The organism is Rhizobium sp. P2_G2, assembly GCF_056403555.1.
In genome coordinates this window covers 1-13,800 of the sequence record NZ_JBFUFF010000139.1, presented here as the reverse complement: position 1 = coordinate 13,800, position 13,800 = coordinate 1, and the positions used below count along the sequence as shown (strand labels likewise).

The window sequence follows — 13,800 nt, the reverse complement described above, 5'->3', positions numbered from 1 at the left end:
CGCCGAAATTTACTGATTTTCGCAGGTGGGGCGGGATTTTACCCGGAAAATTGACAACGTTGCTTGATCTGTCAGCCCGTTCACCCGTCAGCATCGCTGGTCGGTGCTCGCTTTAATGCCCCTCAGCCGCCGCGGCTGCCGCCTCAGCTCGCCATGCTTTGCGCTCGGCGCTGCGGCGATAGATCTCGTAGGCGATGGCGATGATCAGCGTCACGGTGATCAGGATCAGCGCCAGCGCGTTGATCGTCGGCGTGATGCCGCTGCGGACTTTGGAGAACACATAGACCGTCAGCGTGTCGTAGGGGCCGCGGGTGAACAGCGTCGTGTTGAAATTCTCGATCGACTGGAAGAAGGCGATGGCAGCGCCCCCGCCGATCGCCGGGTAGAGATGCGGCAAGAGGATGCGGCGCAGCACCGTCGTGTGGCTGGCGCCGAGATCGAGGGCTGCTTCCTCCAGCGCCCGGTCGAAGCTCTGCAGCCGGGCCAGCACCAGGAGCATGACGAAGGCGGCGATATAGGAGACCTGGCCGAGCGTCGACAGGTGCAGGCCGGCAGGCACGTTGAATCTGTTCCAGAACAGCAGCGTCGAAATGCCGATGACGGCGCCCGGCGTCAGGATCGGCGCCACCATGAAGCCGTATAGGATAGAGCGCGCCGTTCCGGTCAGGTTGTTGACCAGCACCGCGGCCGCCGTGCCGATCGGCACGGAGATTGCCACGACTGCCAGCGCCACCAGGATGGTGTTGGCGAAGGCGTTCCACATCCTGGTGTCGTTCCACAGTTCGACAAACCACTCATCGGTGAAGCCGACCCAGGGAAAGACGGAAGGGAAACGGGAATCGTTGAACGCCGCTCCGCCCATGACCACGAGCGGTACGAGCAGGTAAATGATGAAGACCACCGCGTAGAGGCGGAAGAGCCAGTCGGATTTCCGGTGTGTTTTCATGGCCTCCTCACTTGGCGATGTCGGACAGCTTGACGCGGAAGATGCGCATGACCACGGAGACGAACACCGTGCAGACGATCAGCAGCAGGAAGGCATAGGCCGAGCCGGTATTCCAGTCCTGCGACTCGAACATCCATTGCTGAATGATCTCGGTGAACCAGCGTGACGTGGTCGATGCGAGTAGCGTCGGCACCAGGATCGAACCGGCCGACAGCATGAACACCATCACCGCGCCTGAGGCGATGCCGGGCTTGGCATGCGGCAGGATCACCCGCCAATGGGTGCGCCACCATGGCGATCCCAGGTCCTCGGCCGCTTCGATCTGGTTGGTGTCCAGCGATTGAATGGCGTTGTAGACCGGAAACAGCATGAACAGCACATAGGTATAGACCAAGCCAATGATGACGCTCTGAAACCCGGTCATCCAGCGGATCGGTTTGGCGATGATGCCGAGATGGACCAGCATGATGTTGAGCGGCCCCTTGAACGACAGGATGATGAACCAGGCGAAGGACCTGAGGATCTCGCTGACCCAGAGCGGCATGAGCAGCAGCAGGAACAGGATCGGCAGCATCCGCCGCGTCGCCACCTTCGACAGGTAAAAGGCCAGCGGATAGGCAAGCAGGAAGCAGATCACGGTGACGACACTGGAATAGACAATCGTCCAGATGAATACATGGATGTGGATCGGACTCTGGAAGAAGGTCAGGTAGTTGTCGAAGCTATAGAAATCCTTCGGCCCGCCGACATCGGTGACCGGCAGATAGGGGCGGAACGAGGCCTCGAACAGGTAGACATTGGGCAGCACGACGAGGACCAGCAGCCAGAAGCCGGTCAGCAGGCAGAAGACGGCGGTCAGGAAGGCGCCATAGCGGACGAGCAGGTCTTTCATGCCGGGCTCGCTTCCGCGGCAAGCGTATCGTCGGCCAGGATCATGGCATTGTCGGCGTCGAAGATGAAATGCAGCTTGTCGCCGCGCGCGGGAATGGTCGTCTGGCTGTCGTTGCGCGCTTCCACCACCAGCGTCTGGCCGTTGGGGCTGCGCGACTGGATGGAGATGAAATTGCCTTCGAAGGCGATGTCGGTGACCTCGACCGGCACCGAATTGGCGCCGGCCGTCGGCTCTTTCGCCAGCCGCGAATGTTCGGGCCGGAGATAGAAGCGCGACGGCGTCGTCACGCCCACTTTCGGGCCGAGCATGACGTCGAAGGTGCCGAGATCGGTCTGGTATTTCGCCGCATTGCCGGAAATGTCGGTCAATTTGCCGCTGAGGATATTGTTCTCGCCGACGAAGGAGGCGACGAAGCCGTTGGCCGGCTTGTTGTAGATTTCCTGCGGCACCGCCACCTGCTGCAGCTTGCCTTGCGACATCACGCCCACCCGGTCCGACATGGCCAGCGCCTCGCCCTGGTCATGGGTGATGTAGATGAAGGTGACGTTGGTGCGCTTCTGGATGGCGCGCAGTTCGGCGCGCATGTGCTGGCGGAGCTTAAGATCAAGCGCCGAGAGCGGTTCGTCGAGCAGCATCACGTCGGGCTCGACGGCGAGCGCGCGGGCAATCGCCACGCGTTGCTTCTGGCCACCGGAAAGCTGGCTGATCGACTTGTCGGCGGCGTTCGGCAGGTCGACGAGTCTGAGCAGGTCCTCGGCCTTCCTGCGCCGCTCGGCCTTGCCGACGCCGCGCACTTCGAGGCCGAAGGCGATGTTTTCCCAGACGCTCATCAGCGGGAACAGCGCCAGGTTCTGGAAGATCAGCGCCGTCGGTCGCCGGTTCGGCCGCGTATCCTTCATATCCTTGCCGCCGATGCGGATGGCGCCGCCACTCGGATGGGTAAAACCGGAGATCATCCGCAATATCGTCGTCTTGCCGCAGCCCGACGGGCCAAGGAACGAGAAGAATTCGCCGGGCTGGATGTCCACCGAGACATTGTCCACCGCCCTGAATGTGCCGAAGTCCGCACAAACCTTGTCGAGCTCTACTCCTGCACTCATAAGCTATCGTCCATCTGTTGAAATCGGTCGCGCACCGTGCTGCGCCCGCCTTGAAGCGGGTTGCATCTCGCGAACCTGAAAATCCGCCAAGGCACCATCCCGGTGCTTCCCCTTTCGGCCGGATGCTCTTCGGCATCATTCTTAGCCGTATGCCGGAAACGTCCACGCGGGCATTGTCCGCCMGCATGGACACGACCGTTCGCACCTGCCGTCCGGCGAGCGGCTTAATGCCGCATCACCGCCGGCAGCGCGTTCCCATGCGATCAGGCCGCCTTGAACTTGTCGGCATATTCCCCGCGCAGCTTGATGAACCAGGCTTCCTGGGCCGGCCACCACCAGAGATTCTTGACGGCGTCGCCGGGAAGAGCCGAGTTGTAGAAGTCCTTGACTTCCTTGCTGGCGAGGTCGATGGCGCCCTTGGCGACCGGGTTGGCCGAGAAGGCATTCGCCCACATCGACGAGCCCTTGGGGGTGGCGACCCATTTGGCGAATTCGTGCGCCTGGTCGATATTCTTGGCGTTCTTCAAGAGCGCGAAGCCCTGGTTCCAGGCGAAGGCGCCTTCCTTCGGTGCGATATAGCCAAAACCGTCTTTGCCGAGGTTGTAGCCGGTCGAATCCCAGTTCAGGCCGAGCACTGCACCATTGGTACGGTAGGCGGCCTGGGCGTCGTTTTCACCGGTCCAGAACTGCACGATATTGGCCTTCTTCTTGACGGCTTCGGCGAGCGCGATGTCCCAGAGCTGGCGCATTGTCGCTTCGTCCTTGTAGCTGTCGAGCCACGGCTTCGGCAGCTTGCCGAGGGAATCGAGCCACCGGCCGCAAGCCGCAAGTGCGGAATGCGCGCGAACGCAGACCTTGCCATCCATGCCGTCGGCGAAGAGGTCGCCGAGGCTGGCCTTGCCGTAGGAGGTCGGGTCATCGGTCTTCGAATAGATGATCGCCTCGGTGCCCCAGACCGAGAGCACGATCATGCGCTTGCCGTCGACCGTGGCCATGTCGCCCATCTTGCCGTCGGCGAGGCCGGGCAGGTAGTTGTCGAGCGACAGTTTCTTCAAGTCCCAGCCCTGCACCAGGCCGTTGGCTGCCCAGCCGCCGATGCGGTCGACCGTTGGTTCGGTCACGTCGATGGCGGCCGTCTGCATCGACAGCTTGGCCTGGGCGAACATGTCGTCCTGGCTCGGTTGTTCGGTGAAGTTGACCTTGATGCCGGTGTCCTTGAGAAATTCCGGGAATACGTCTTTCGCCAGTGCCGGATAGCCGGCCCAGCCCATGAAATTCAATTCGCCCGAGGAGGCCAGGGCCTGGCGCGAAATCAGCGCCGGTGCGGCCAGAAATCCAATCCCCGCTGCCGTGCTCTTGAGCAGAGTACGGCGACCTACTGTTGCATTCAAAATGCTCATGATTGTCTCCCAGTTGTTATGATGGTACCGCGCGCGCTACCCGTTGCGGCGCGCCAAACCTTCGGACTGAAATGCATCCGCCGGTTCTCTAAAAAAGCCTTTGCGAAAGCGCCTGGGACTGTTCTCCGAGCCCTCAGGGACATGCCGCACGCGCACAATCTTTGGAATAATCTGTTCTGTCAACAGGTCGTTAACGAAGACAATGATGGATTTGTTTTTTGCATGGCTCGGGATTCAGGAATCCGAATTTTGCAATTCTGGCGTGGAGCATTGCGCGCGTTGGACTGCGTCATTTAAGCAGAGCGGAAGGCCGGAACCGGTCCGGGGCGCTTTGGACTTTGAAGAAAGGGCCCCGATTCAGCCGAGGCACCAATGCGTCCGAAATCCGGCGCATCGAGCGCCTTGGTCCTGCAATCCGGCAATGCGGCGTTCGCCTGCCGCTCAAGACAACCGGCCCAACTTGGTGGACGGACTTTTGTCGTTCGCCGACGGTCAGAGTCGGCGGCGCGTTTCAACGATATCCGCTGCGGGCGGATATCAGCTCTCCAGCCAGACCCGCTCCGCGACGCGATGATTGCTCAGCATGAAGTTGGGATTGGCGACAAATCCCGTGGTCGCGCGAGAGGACGCATCCCGCGCCACAGGTCAGTCGCTAGGCATTTGGATCGAGACAGTTGAAAATGGCAAGAACAAGCCCTGCGCCATTGATGACCATCAACGTGGCGCTGACCGGCCAACCCCACAGGTTTGCCGCAATCAGCGCGCCCATCGTGCAGCATAAGGTAACCAGAGGCAGAGCCTTGCTGATGGTGCGAGCGACCATTTCGGGTGTTTCCTTCACAGACATTGTTCTTTCAGAGATCGGCAGGCGGGGCCGAAGCGCGTCGCGATCGCTGGGGATTCGCCCTCGCGCGCTCTGATTTGTGCATGCGCTCATCCCGAAACCGGGGGCCACTTTCGGGAGACATGCTCTATGATTGTTTTCGCTTCGAATGCTTTGGTGGTGCGGGCTCCGGTTGCGGCAGCGTCGCCTCGTGCTCCAGTCTTTCCGCGCGCAATCGTTTGGTTTTTGCGATGCGTTTGGCCATTTCGGTATTGATGATTTGCGTGGCTGCCTTGCTTGTGGCGTCCTTCTGCTCTTCCGCTTTCACGGTTCTGGTTTTAAAGATATTCACTTCGGTCGTTCCAGCCATATGCTTTCCTTTTCATAGAGGGAGGGGGGTACCTTCTCCCGTCTCCTGTCAGACGCTACCTGGGATCGCGTCTCTGCCATAAGTCCATCCAGGCTCCCATTCGCCGTCGCTGCCTTCGATAAACACGCAGGCTTCAAACCCTCTGCTGCCCGACTGAGCCGCCGCTCCGATGGCGGCAGACATCGCCGAGGGCTGCGTGTCGTGATCGAACTCTGCGTCGCCGCATCGAATTTTCCACCGCAAAGCGCCCTTGGACACGTAATATTCGGCGCGGGGCATGACCTATCCTTCCGAGCAGTGATGCAGCGCGGTCCCGTGCATCACCTGTTTCCCATGATCCACTGTTCGTCGCACGCGGCGACAAAATACGCCCGTGCCAATTCGATGTCGCCTTTTCGCTGAAGGGCGGCGCGGCAGTTCTCGACTGCGAGCTTGTGCATCCGGCCCGATTGATGTTCGGCGTTTTGCTGGAGGAAGCGAAGTGCCGCGGCGGGGCCTGGTATCAGCGCACGACCATCCTTGCCGGAGCGCACCCAGACAGGCAATTGCCATTCAATGGCGAAGCCGATTTTTGTGACAGAGTTCACGGCGTGTCCTTTTCGGTACCGCCGAGAGAAAGCTCTGCGACTGTTACCGATAGCACGGGATGGGGTCCGCTGTCGCTTACTAAATGCCGTGTGGCAACAAGTCTCGCTGCCTGCTGTACCTCCGCGAGCCGTGCGGCCCGCTGAAAAAACAAAAGGCCGGGCAAGCCCGACCTTCATAGCGATTCATCCTCGGCTGCCAGTACATCCGTGGTCAGCCTGGACGAATAACAATCACATGGCTCTGAGGTTGTCGGCGGACGGCTTGCCCGACCGATTATCCTTGACGATGTCAAATTGCACCTTCTGGCCTTCGACCAGGCTGCGGATACCGGCGCGTTCAACGGCCGACACGTGGACAAACACATCCGTCGCGCCATCGTCGGGCTGGATGAAACCGAAGCCCTTGGTGCTGTTAAACCACTTTACTGTTCCAACATTCATAGTGATTTCCTTTCAATAGCTGAAGTTGCCGCGACAAGGATTTGCCGCTGCGTCGAGTCATGAGAGGAAATCTGGAGAGCTGGGCTCGAACAAACGTCGCAAGCAAAAGTCGATGCACATATGTAACCACTATCTTTGGCCGAAACAAGGCCGAAGGGAAATAAACTAAGCCGGTTCCAGAAAGTGTCCTACGGTTTTCCGACAAAGACCGGCGACAAAACAAGGGACTCCAAGCGGATGAATCACTGGCTTGCCAACGAAAGTCTGCTTAGTGGCGCGTGCCGAGCATCAGGCGCGCAAGTGCTTTGCCTGCCTCCTCTGCTGATGGTTCCGCCAGTGTTCCGATCAACTCCATCAGCGCGGTATGTTGCGGCGAGCCAATGTCGATTTTGAGAAAATCGCTGATCTCGTGGCGTGTTTCCGTTCCTCCGGAAGCACGATTGGCCAGATGCAGCACATAGGGGGATCCCGCATCCTCATCGCGCAGCAATTGCCATCGATCGCCGTTGGAGCTGAGGCAGAATTCGTTGTCGCGAGTGATCATCTCAGCTATTCCCCATCTGGTAGGCCATTCCCGTAAGGCGTGCAAAAGAGCGTCGGTCATAGGCAGCGGTAATATGTATGTGGGCCCCGGTGGAATGTTCGAGCTGGATACGAACCTCGTTGCGGACGGCATGAACGCCTCTGACACACGCGGCAATCCCGGTTGCGCGTGCGATCTCGGCATAGGTCGAAACCCAGCCCTGAAGCGTGACGTCGGAGCCTTTGGCCATGACCAGGATGTGTGCGCTATCCAGCTCGCCTGCCTGCGCGAGTGCTTTTTTGACGGCAAAGACGATGTCCCCGGTCTCGTCCGCTGCAAGCGGCTCCTCGAAGGCAAGCCGTGGGCTATATCTATACGTCATGGTCGGGCTTTCGTTTGCTTGGAATTTCAATCCGCCGGGCGGACGGTGCCGTTCATGCTTACGCCCGACGGAACGATGTCGAGCGTGTCGAAATCGGTCAACAAATATACCGTTTGAAACGATCGGAAGACATGTCGTCCTCCTTGACTTGGAGCTAGGGCACTCTGACCGCCCTCGACGGCAGCGCCCGTGATGTCGGCTACCGATGTGCTGAGCATGCGCCTATGCCGGGGGGATGGCAACCGTTAATATCCCCGATACGGGCTGAAGGAACGGTCGTGGCCACAAGGAGTTGATGCTGGAACCGCGTGAAGGACGTTGCCGTTGAAGATACAAGCCGGATTTACCTTGGGCTTCGAATGCCAGCAGCCGACGCCCATGCTTTTGGTGCTCGACATTCACCCCAGCCGCCGGGTCGATCTCCTCACGGACCATGTCCTGAGTTTCAGCCGACCGATCGAAGCCTGGAACTATATCGATAGCTTCGGCAATTCGTGTACCCGCATCGTCGCGCCGCCTGGCAAGACGACAATCTCTACCGACTTCGTCGTCTACGACACAGGCTTGCCGGACGTCGTCCCTGACGATGCCGTCCAGCACGATATCAAGGACTTGCCCGACGAGGTGCTGCAGTTCCTGCTTGGCAGCCGCTATTGCGACACCGACAGGCTGGCGGACTTCGCCTGGAAGCGCTTTTCGACGACGCCGCTTGGGTGGACGCGGGTCCAGGCCATCTCGGACTTCGTGCACGACCACATCGCATTCGACTATCAGAAGGCCGATCCGCTCAGGACCGCTCACGGGGGATATGTCGATCGGACCGGGGTCTGTCGGGATTTCGCCCATCTGGCGATCACGCTTTGCCGCTGCATGAACATTCCGGCGCGGTATTGCACCGGCTATCTCGGCGATATCGGCGTTCCGCCGGTGCCCGATCCGATGGATTTCAGTGCTTGGTTCGAAGTCTATCTCGGCGGTCATTGGCATACCGTGGATGCACGGCACAATGTGCCCCGCATCGGCCGGATCTTGATGGCAACTGGCCGAGACGCCACTGACGTCGCCATGACCACCAGCTTCGGCCCGACGACGCTGATCCAGTTTCAGGTTACGACGGAAGAGGTGGGCGAAACGCCGCTCTGTCAGTAGTCGCGGGGCGGCACATAGAGGCAGATCGTCCGGCCATCGTCCCGTCCGTCGACAGTGCACCAATGATACATGCCGTCCGGACTGTTCTTGATGCGGGCATCGCGGTAAGGAACCGTCTCGTTGTCGATGGTGATGACGTAGCCGTCCGGCCCCTCCTTCACCCAGGAGGATGAGATCGGCCGGCAATCGCGGTTCTGGCAGCATTGCAGGTCATATTGCCAGCCGGCCGGAGCATCATGCGCCATGCACGGAACCGCATATGCCAGTGTGAAGACAAGCAATGCACTTCTCGCCGACGTCACCATTTCGATCTCCATCGCGCTGCCGTCGCGCTCCAAACTGGAAGGTAGGTGGTTTGTTCCCGCCATGCGCGATAGCTGGATGGTCCGCTTCCGTCGGGGACGGGAGCAAAAATGAATCTGGAGTCGCAATGGCTTGTTCTTTTTCGGGAGAAAGCAGGGAACAAGTTGATAAAGCGATCATTAATCTACCAGGGCTGGGAGGTTTCCGTCCGTCCGGCTCGTCCGTTTCTCTCGGTCCATGCCAGGCAGGTCGCGATGCAGCATCTCTCCCGCACAGACAGGCTGAATTCGGAAATCGTCGAGCTCATTCCGGCGTTGCGCGCATTTTCGCGGCGATTTCATCGCAACATCAATGATGCAGACGACCTGGTACAGGAAACATTGGTCAAGGCGCTCGGCAACATCGGGCGTTTCGAAGAGGGCACGAAGCTCAAGTCCTGGCTTTTCACCATCATGCGCAACACGTTCTGTTCGCGCTTCGCCGTCGCCAGGCGGGAGGCTCCGGGTATCGCCGAATGTGTGGCGGACAACCGCATCACCGAGGCGTCGCAGGAATGGACCATCCTCATCCAGGATGTCGGCCGCGCCTATGACGAATTGCCCTCATACTATCGAGATGTGCTGGACGCCGTGGCGATCAACGGCCAGAGCTATGAGGACGCGGCGACGCGCTTTCACTGCGCCGTCGGGACGGTGAAAAGCCGGCTCAATCGAGCGCGCCGGCACCTCGTCGAGCAGTTCGGCGATTTGAACCAATGATCAGCTGATCGACGCGACGGAGCCAATTGCGGCGTTGCGAGATGGCGGCCGCCAGGCGCCGACCGCATTGCAAAACCGGTGCTGCCATCGGAAGAGATGGTTCAATCGAAATGTTCGGCGCCAAAGAGAGCCTGCGCCATGGATTGCAGCTCTTCCCTATTGGCGCAGAGGCGAAAGGGGCGAAAATCCTTGTCGCCCCTGTTTTTTTCCAGATTGGTCGCGAACACGTAGGGGATGTCGAGTTCGTCCAGATGTTCCGCCCAGGCGAAGGTGTCCGGGGCGCTCAAGCTGATATCGATGATTGCGGCATCGAACAGGTTCAACGGTCGGGGAGACGAAGCGTCCCCGTCAGTTCGCTCGATCCGAGCTCCCAGCCCCGACAGCATCTCATTGGTCTCATCGTCGAGGAAAAAGCCGTTTTCCACGATCAATAAGCGGCAGCAATCGAAATCCTTGAGAATGCTCAGTGCTCTGCTTTCGATTTTGATTGTCAGCATAACGTCTCTTTCCGCTTTGTCGATCGTTCGACATCAGCCTGCATGTCATGGGGATGTGAAAGGCTACGCGCATGGCGGCACTTCATTGCTCCTGTGCCGTACTGCGCCATTCGGCGGAGCTGTTACTCGTCGGGACTCTCGGGAACGCACTTGCTCGACGCTGCGGATTCGCTTGCGCGTGATAAATCCACCTCCGATGCGCCGGCTCCCTCCGAACGGGAGAGATGGGCCGGTGTTCCCTGTAAAAGTTGTTTTTGTGCATCCTTTTTTGCGCAGGGCAATCGCATACGCCACATGTGGCAGCCCTGCCTTGAGGGGAGATGTCAGGCAGGAGAGGAGGGCGCGCCATAGACGATTGCTCCGGAGGGGCTTAGCGCCCTATGCGGCTACCCAGGTGGGAGCCGAAGAACATACTCGACTTCAGCACAATTTGCGTCAATCCTTGGTCATGCTCCCTCATCCCCATTGAAGCATGCTGGCGCTGTGACCCGAAAATTTGCGATCCTGATCTTTCCCGGTTTTCCGATGATGGCGTTCAGCGCGGTGATCGAGCCGTTGCGCGCCGCCAACAAACTGGCCGGCGAAGCGCTGTATCAATGGACGATCGTCGGCAGCGAGGAGGGCGTCATCCGGGCCTCGAACGGCATTGCCGTGACGCCGGATTTTACCGCGCAGCATGCGCCGCTCGCCGATTACATCGTCGTCTGTTCCGGCGGCGATGCCGACCGGCTGCAGGCCGTGGCGCCGCTCAACTGGATTCGCAAGAACCTGCGCGCTGGCGGCAATATCGGCAGCGTTGCAGATGGCGCCTTCTATCTCGGCCGGGCCGGCCTGCTCGACGGTTATGCCTGCACGCTGCATTGGCAGAGCCAGCCGGCATTTGCCGAGGCTTTCCCAGACCTCAGGCTGGAACGGACGATCTATGTCATCGACCGGACGCGCTTCACCTCGGCCGGCGGCGTCGGCGCCTTCGACATGATGCTCGACCTGATCGGCCGACAGCATGGCGAGGCCATGGCACGCGACGTCGCCGAATGGTTCGTGCATGACCGCATCCGCGCCTCGACCGATCGCGAGCGGCTGCAACTCAGGCTCCGTACCRGCATCCGCGACGATCTCGTGCTCGATGCGGTGGCGCAGCTCGAGGCCGACCAGGAAGGCTCGGTGCCGATCGCCGCCGTCGCCCGCCGCCTGGGCGTCACCATCGAGCGGCTGGAGCGGGCGTTCAAGGCGGAGGTCGGGCTGCTGCCTGCGGAATATTACAAGCGGCTGAAGCTGCAACGTGCACGAGACCTGCTCGAACACTCGGCGATGTCGGTGCGCGAGATCGGGCTGGCGAGCGGCTATACCAGCTTCTCCGCCTTCGTGCGCGCCTTCCGCACCATCTATGGCAAGACACCTAGGCAGATGCGCAAAGTTGTCGATCCCCGAGGATCGGCACAATAATTACGGTTTGCTGCACAATTGCTGGCGACGGCCGATCTATAGTCGACGAAACGAAACAGCATGCGGGGTGAGCAAAATGTCGATCGTGGTGTTCGATCCGGACCGGGTGGATGATGTCGATTTCAAGGACCGGATGCGCCATCCGATGGCCGAGGATCCGTCCAACGGCATGTGGCTCTCCGACACCGAACCGTCGGCGGTCGACGCGCCAAGACTCAGGCAGGAGCGGCTGGCAAAGCTGCGCGCCTGGCTGAAGGCCTCCGACTATGGCGGCGTCATCCTGTTCGACCCCTATAACCAGCGCTATGCCACCGGCACGCGCAACATGTTCGGCTATTTCCTCAGGAATTCGACGCGCTATATCTTCATTCCGGCCGAGGGGCCGATCACGCTGTTCGACTATCCGCAGAGCTATCATGTCAGCACAGCGCTGGAGACGATCGACGAGGCACGGCCGTCAAAGCTCGTCTGGTCGTCGGTCTCCGGCAAGGACGAGGCGACGGCCGATCCCTTCGCGCTCGAAATCGCCGACCTGATGAAGAAACATGCGCCGGGCTCAAAGAAGATCGGCATGGACCGCTGCACGCATCTCCAGGCGCTGGCGCTGGAGGCACAGGGCTTGCAGGTCAAGGATTGCCAGGGCGAAATCCTTGCCGTGCGCGCGGTCAAGACTCCTCAGGAGATCAAGTGCCTGCAAATCTCCATGGCCGGCGCCGAGGCCGCCGTTTCTGCTGTGCGCGAGGCGATCAAGCCGGGCGTCAGCGAGAATGAGCTCTTCGCCATCATGTATCAGGAAGTCATCCGTCAGGGCGGCGAGTTCATCGAGACGCGGCTCTTGACCACCGGCCAGCGCACCAATCCGTGGTTCAACGAGGCGAGCGGCAGGCGCGTGCGGCCGGGCGAACTGGTGGCGCTCGATACTGACACGATCGGCTGCTACGGCTATTATTCCGATTTTTCCCGCACCTTCCGTTGTGGTCCAGGAAAACCTTCGGACTACCAGAAAATGCTCTACCGCATGTCCTATGACCAGGTGCAGCACAATATCGACCTGATAAAGCCGGGCGTGACCTTCCGCGAGATCGCCGATCGCGCCTGGAAGATCCCGGAGCGCTTCGTCGACCAGCGCTACACCTCCGTGATGCACGGCGTCGGCATGCATGGCGAGACGCCGTTCATTGCGCATGCGATCGATTTCGAGACTTATGGCCGCGAGGGCCATCTCGTGCCGGGCATGGTGGTCAGCGTCGAGAGCTATATCGGCGAGAAGGGCGGCCGCGAGGGCGTCAAGCTGGAAGAGGAAGTGCTGGTCACCGAGACCGGCGGCGCGCTGATCTCGCGCTTTCCCTTCGAGGATGAATTTCTGGGGAATGGCTGATGAAGGCCGAGCTGAGCTTCGATCTGGCAAAGACCGCGCTGCTGATCGTCGACTTGCAGGAAGACCAGCGCGCCGATCCGCTCTGCATCGCCGAAAATCTCGACAAAGTGCTGGCCAATACGGCGAAGCTGCTGAAACCCGCCCGCGCGCATGGTGTGAAAGTGTTCCACGCGGCTTTCGTGCGCGATTTCACCATCCGGCCGCCACGCCCGTTCGAGCCGCTGGCCGATGACGGCGGACCGGCCTTCAGCCGCCGGGAAAGCCCGCTGGTGGCGATCTGTCATGAAGTCGCGCCCGATGGCGACGAAGTGGTGATCCACAAGAACGATGCCAGCGCCTTCGACGAAGGCTCGCTCGAGGGCCGGCTGAAGGCGCTCGGCGTGGAATGGCTGGTCGTGGTCGGCGTCTGGACCGAAGCCTGCATCGCCGCCTCGGTCCGCGACGCCATGGCCGGCGGTTTTCGCGTGCTGCTGGTCAAGGATGCCTGCACCAGCGGCACTTTGGCAATGCACCAGACCGGCGTGCTCAACATCGCCAACCGGCTTTATGGCGGAGCGGTTGCCGATACGGAGCGGACGATCACGCTTTTCCGCGGCAGCACGGCGGAGGTCTGGTGGAACGATATGCCGGTGCCGTTTCGTTTCACGCTCGCCGATGCCGAGGCGATTTATAATAGTCTTTGAGATTTCTTTGCTTTTCCTGGCGAAAGCAAGGCAATTGTAGATGGCATGAGGCCCCTCTCCACAAGGAAGGCAATCGCTCGTGGCACCCCCCCTCTGTCCTGCCGGACATCTCCCCCACAAGG

The 13,800-nt window shown here is 60.4% G+C and carries 19 protein-coding genes; 6 read left to right on the top strand and 13 right to left on the bottom strand.

Annotated elements, in window-relative coordinates:
• Nucleotides 1-112 precede the first annotated feature (112 nt).
• The 11 genes from AC1D06_RS38840 to AC1D06_RS38790 form a co-directional block, all read right to left on the bottom strand.
• Nucleotides 113-946 (bottom strand): ABC transporter permease, encoded by an 834-nt coding sequence (locus AC1D06_RS38840; protein ID WP_477990897.1) that lies wholly within the window; start codon nt 944-946, stop codon nt 113-115.
• A 7-nt stretch (nt 947-953) separates the two neighbouring features.
• Nucleotides 954-1,838 (bottom strand): ABC transporter permease, encoded by an 885-nt coding sequence (locus AC1D06_RS38835; RefSeq protein WP_477884129.1) that lies wholly within the window; start codon nt 1,836-1,838, stop codon nt 954-956.
• Nucleotides 1,835-2,938 (bottom strand): ABC transporter ATP-binding protein, encoded by a 1,104-nt coding sequence (locus tag AC1D06_RS38830; RefSeq protein ID WP_477990896.1) that lies wholly within the window; start codon nt 2,936-2,938, stop codon nt 1,835-1,837. Before AC1D06_RS38830 ends, AC1D06_RS38835 begins: the two co-directional genes overlap by 4 nt.
• 263 nt (nt 2,939-3,201) lie before the next feature.
• Nucleotides 3,202-4,338: an extracellular solute-binding protein gene (locus AC1D06_RS38825; RefSeq protein ID WP_477990895.1), complete on the bottom strand. Its 1,137-nt coding sequence runs from the start codon at nt 4,336-4,338 to the stop codon at nt 3,202-3,204.
• A 652-nt stretch (nt 4,339-4,990) separates the two neighbouring features.
• Nucleotides 4,991-5,185 (bottom strand): hypothetical protein, encoded by a 195-nt coding sequence (locus AC1D06_RS38820; protein ID WP_477884135.1) that lies wholly within the window; start codon nt 5,183-5,185, stop codon nt 4,991-4,993.
• A 124-nt stretch (nt 5,186-5,309) separates the two neighbouring features.
• A complete protein-coding gene (locus tag AC1D06_RS38815) occupies nt 5,310-5,531 on the bottom strand; it encodes a hypothetical protein (RefSeq protein ID WP_477884137.1) in 222 nt (73 codons plus the stop codon).
• Between the two features lie 48 nt (nt 5,532-5,579).
• Entirely contained in the window at nt 5,580-5,810 is a 231-nt protein-coding gene (locus tag AC1D06_RS38810; RefSeq protein WP_477990894.1) for a hypothetical protein, read from the bottom strand.
• A 41-nt stretch (nt 5,811-5,851) separates the two neighbouring features.
• Nucleotides 5,852-6,118: a DUF982 domain-containing protein gene (locus AC1D06_RS38805; protein WP_477990893.1), complete on the bottom strand. Its 267-nt coding sequence runs from the start codon at nt 6,116-6,118 to the stop codon at nt 5,852-5,854.
• A 231-nt stretch (nt 6,119-6,349) separates the two neighbouring features.
• Nucleotides 6,350-6,559 (bottom strand): cold-shock protein, encoded by a 210-nt coding sequence (locus tag AC1D06_RS38800; protein WP_477990892.1) that lies wholly within the window; start codon nt 6,557-6,559, stop codon nt 6,350-6,352.
• Nucleotides 6,560-6,827: 268 nt separating this feature from the next.
• Nucleotides 6,828-7,103: a hypothetical protein gene (locus AC1D06_RS38795; RefSeq protein ID WP_477990891.1), complete on the bottom strand. Its 276-nt coding sequence runs from the start codon at nt 7,101-7,103 to the stop codon at nt 6,828-6,830.
• 1 nt (nt 7,104) lies between these two features.
• Nucleotides 7,105-7,464, bottom strand: coding sequence for a BON domain-containing protein (locus AC1D06_RS38790; RefSeq protein ID WP_477990890.1), 360 nt, complete (start codon nt 7,462-7,464; stop codon nt 7,105-7,107).
• Nucleotides 7,465-7,788: 324 nt separating this feature from the next.
• Here AC1D06_RS38790 and AC1D06_RS38785 point away from each other — a divergent pair, with 324 nt between their 5' ends.
• Nucleotides 7,789-8,613 (top strand): transglutaminase-like domain-containing protein, encoded by an 825-nt coding sequence (locus AC1D06_RS38785; RefSeq protein ID WP_477990889.1) that lies wholly within the window; start codon nt 7,789-7,791, stop codon nt 8,611-8,613.
• Here the strand turns inward: AC1D06_RS38785 and AC1D06_RS38780 are convergent.
• Nucleotides 8,607-8,858, bottom strand: a complete 252-nt coding sequence (locus AC1D06_RS38780) for a hypothetical protein (RefSeq protein ID WP_477884150.1) — start codon at nt 8,856-8,858, stop codon at nt 8,607-8,609. The genes AC1D06_RS38785 and AC1D06_RS38780 overlap by 7 nt on opposite strands.
• On the opposite strand from AC1D06_RS38780, the gene AC1D06_RS38775 reads away from it, so the two are divergent.
• Together AC1D06_RS38775 and AC1D06_RS38770 are read left to right on the top strand one after the other, a co-directional pair.
• Nucleotides 8,857-9,030 (top strand): hypothetical protein, encoded by a 174-nt coding sequence (locus tag AC1D06_RS38775; protein WP_477884151.1) that lies wholly within the window; start codon nt 8,857-8,859, stop codon nt 9,028-9,030. The two genes, AC1D06_RS38780 and AC1D06_RS38775, sit on opposite strands and share 2 nt — an antisense overlap.
• Before the next feature lie 140 nt (nt 9,031-9,170).
• On the top strand, nt 9,171-9,674 hold the full coding sequence (locus AC1D06_RS38770; protein ID WP_477884153.1) for a sigma-70 family RNA polymerase sigma factor: 504 nt from the start codon (nt 9,171-9,173) through the stop codon (nt 9,672-9,674).
• Between the two features lie 101 nt (nt 9,675-9,775).
• On the opposite strand, the gene AC1D06_RS38765 is transcribed toward AC1D06_RS38770, so the two are convergent.
• Nucleotides 9,776-10,171, bottom strand: coding sequence for a response regulator (locus AC1D06_RS38765; protein ID WP_477990888.1), 396 nt, complete (start codon nt 10,169-10,171; stop codon nt 9,776-9,778).
• A 483-nt stretch (nt 10,172-10,654) separates the two neighbouring features.
• On the opposite strand from AC1D06_RS38765, the gene AC1D06_RS38760 reads away from it, so the two are divergent.
• The 3 genes from AC1D06_RS38760 to AC1D06_RS38750 all read left to right on the top strand — a co-directional run bounded on the left by AC1D06_RS38760 (nt 10,655) and on the right by AC1D06_RS38750 (nt 13,678).
• Nucleotides 10,655-11,617 carry a GlxA family transcriptional regulator gene (locus AC1D06_RS38760; RefSeq protein ID WP_477990887.1) on the top strand — a complete coding sequence of 321 codons (963 nt, stop codon included), beginning with the start codon at nt 10,655-10,657 and terminating at the stop codon, nt 11,615-11,617.
• A 76-nt stretch (nt 11,618-11,693) separates the two neighbouring features.
• The gene (locus AC1D06_RS38755) at nt 11,694-12,995 is read left to right on the top strand and encodes a M24 family metallopeptidase (protein WP_477884158.1); all 1,302 of its coding nucleotides are present in this window, start codon (nt 11,694-11,696) and stop codon (nt 12,993-12,995) included.
• Nucleotides 12,995-13,678 (top strand): isochorismatase family protein, encoded by a 684-nt coding sequence (locus AC1D06_RS38750; RefSeq protein ID WP_477990886.1) that lies wholly within the window; start codon nt 12,995-12,997, stop codon nt 13,676-13,678. Before AC1D06_RS38755 ends, AC1D06_RS38750 begins: the two co-directional genes overlap by 1 nt.
• Nucleotides 13,679-13,800: the final 122 nt, after the last annotated feature.

Excerpts from the sequence above, each read along its gene's own strand:
- AC1D06_RS38840 (WP_477990897.1), bottom strand. The coding sequence starts at position 946 with ATGAAAACACACCGGAAATCCGACTGGCTCTTCCGCCTCTACGCGGTG.
- AC1D06_RS38835 (WP_477884129.1), bottom strand. The coding sequence starts at position 1,838 with ATGAAAGACCTGCTCGTCCGCTATGGCGCCTTCCTGACCGCCGTCTTC.
- AC1D06_RS38830 (WP_477990896.1), bottom strand. The coding sequence starts at position 2,938 with ATGAGTGCAGGAGTAGAGCTCGACAAGGTTTGTGCGGACTTCGGCACA.
- AC1D06_RS38825 (WP_477990895.1), bottom strand. The coding sequence starts at position 4,338 with ATGAGCATTTTGAATGCAACAGTAGGTCGCCGTACTCTGCTCAAGAGC.
- AC1D06_RS38820 (WP_477884135.1), bottom strand. The coding sequence starts at position 5,185 with ATGTCTGTGAAGGAAACACCCGAAATGGTCGCTCGCACCATCAGCAAG.
- AC1D06_RS38815 (WP_477884137.1), bottom strand. The coding sequence starts at position 5,531 with ATGGCTGGAACGACCGAAGTGAATATCTTTAAAACCAGAACCGTGAAA.
- AC1D06_RS38810 (WP_477990894.1), bottom strand. The coding sequence starts at position 5,810 with ATGCCCCGCGCCGAATATTACGTGTCCAAGGGCGCTTTGCGGTGGAAA.
- AC1D06_RS38800 (WP_477990892.1), bottom strand. The coding sequence starts at position 6,559 with ATGAATGTTGGAACAGTAAAGTGGTTTAACAGCACCAAGGGCTTCGGT.
- AC1D06_RS38795 (WP_477990891.1), bottom strand. The coding sequence starts at position 7,103 with ATGATCACTCGCGACAACGAATTCTGCCTCAGCTCCAACGGCGATCGA.
- AC1D06_RS38790 (WP_477990890.1), bottom strand. The coding sequence starts at position 7,464 with ATGACGTATAGATATAGCCCACGGCTTGCCTTCGAGGAGCCGCTTGCA.
- AC1D06_RS38775 (WP_477884151.1), top strand. The coding sequence starts at position 8,857 with ATGCACGGAACCGCATATGCCAGTGTGAAGACAAGCAATGCACTTCTC.
- AC1D06_RS38780 (WP_477884150.1), bottom strand. The coding sequence starts at position 8,858 with ATGGCGCATGATGCTCCGGCCGGCTGGCAATATGACCTGCAATGCTGC.
- AC1D06_RS38770 (WP_477884153.1), top strand. The coding sequence starts at position 9,171 with ATGCAGCATCTCTCCCGCACAGACAGGCTGAATTCGGAAATCGTCGAG.
- AC1D06_RS38765 (WP_477990888.1), bottom strand. The coding sequence starts at position 10,171 with ATGCTGACAATCAAAATCGAAAGCAGAGCACTGAGCATTCTCAAGGAT.
- AC1D06_RS38755 (WP_477884158.1), top strand. The coding sequence starts at position 11,694 with ATGTCGATCGTGGTGTTCGATCCGGACCGGGTGGATGATGTCGATTTC.
- AC1D06_RS38750 (WP_477990886.1), top strand. The coding sequence starts at position 12,995 with ATGAAGGCCGAGCTGAGCTTCGATCTGGCAAAGACCGCGCTGCTGATC.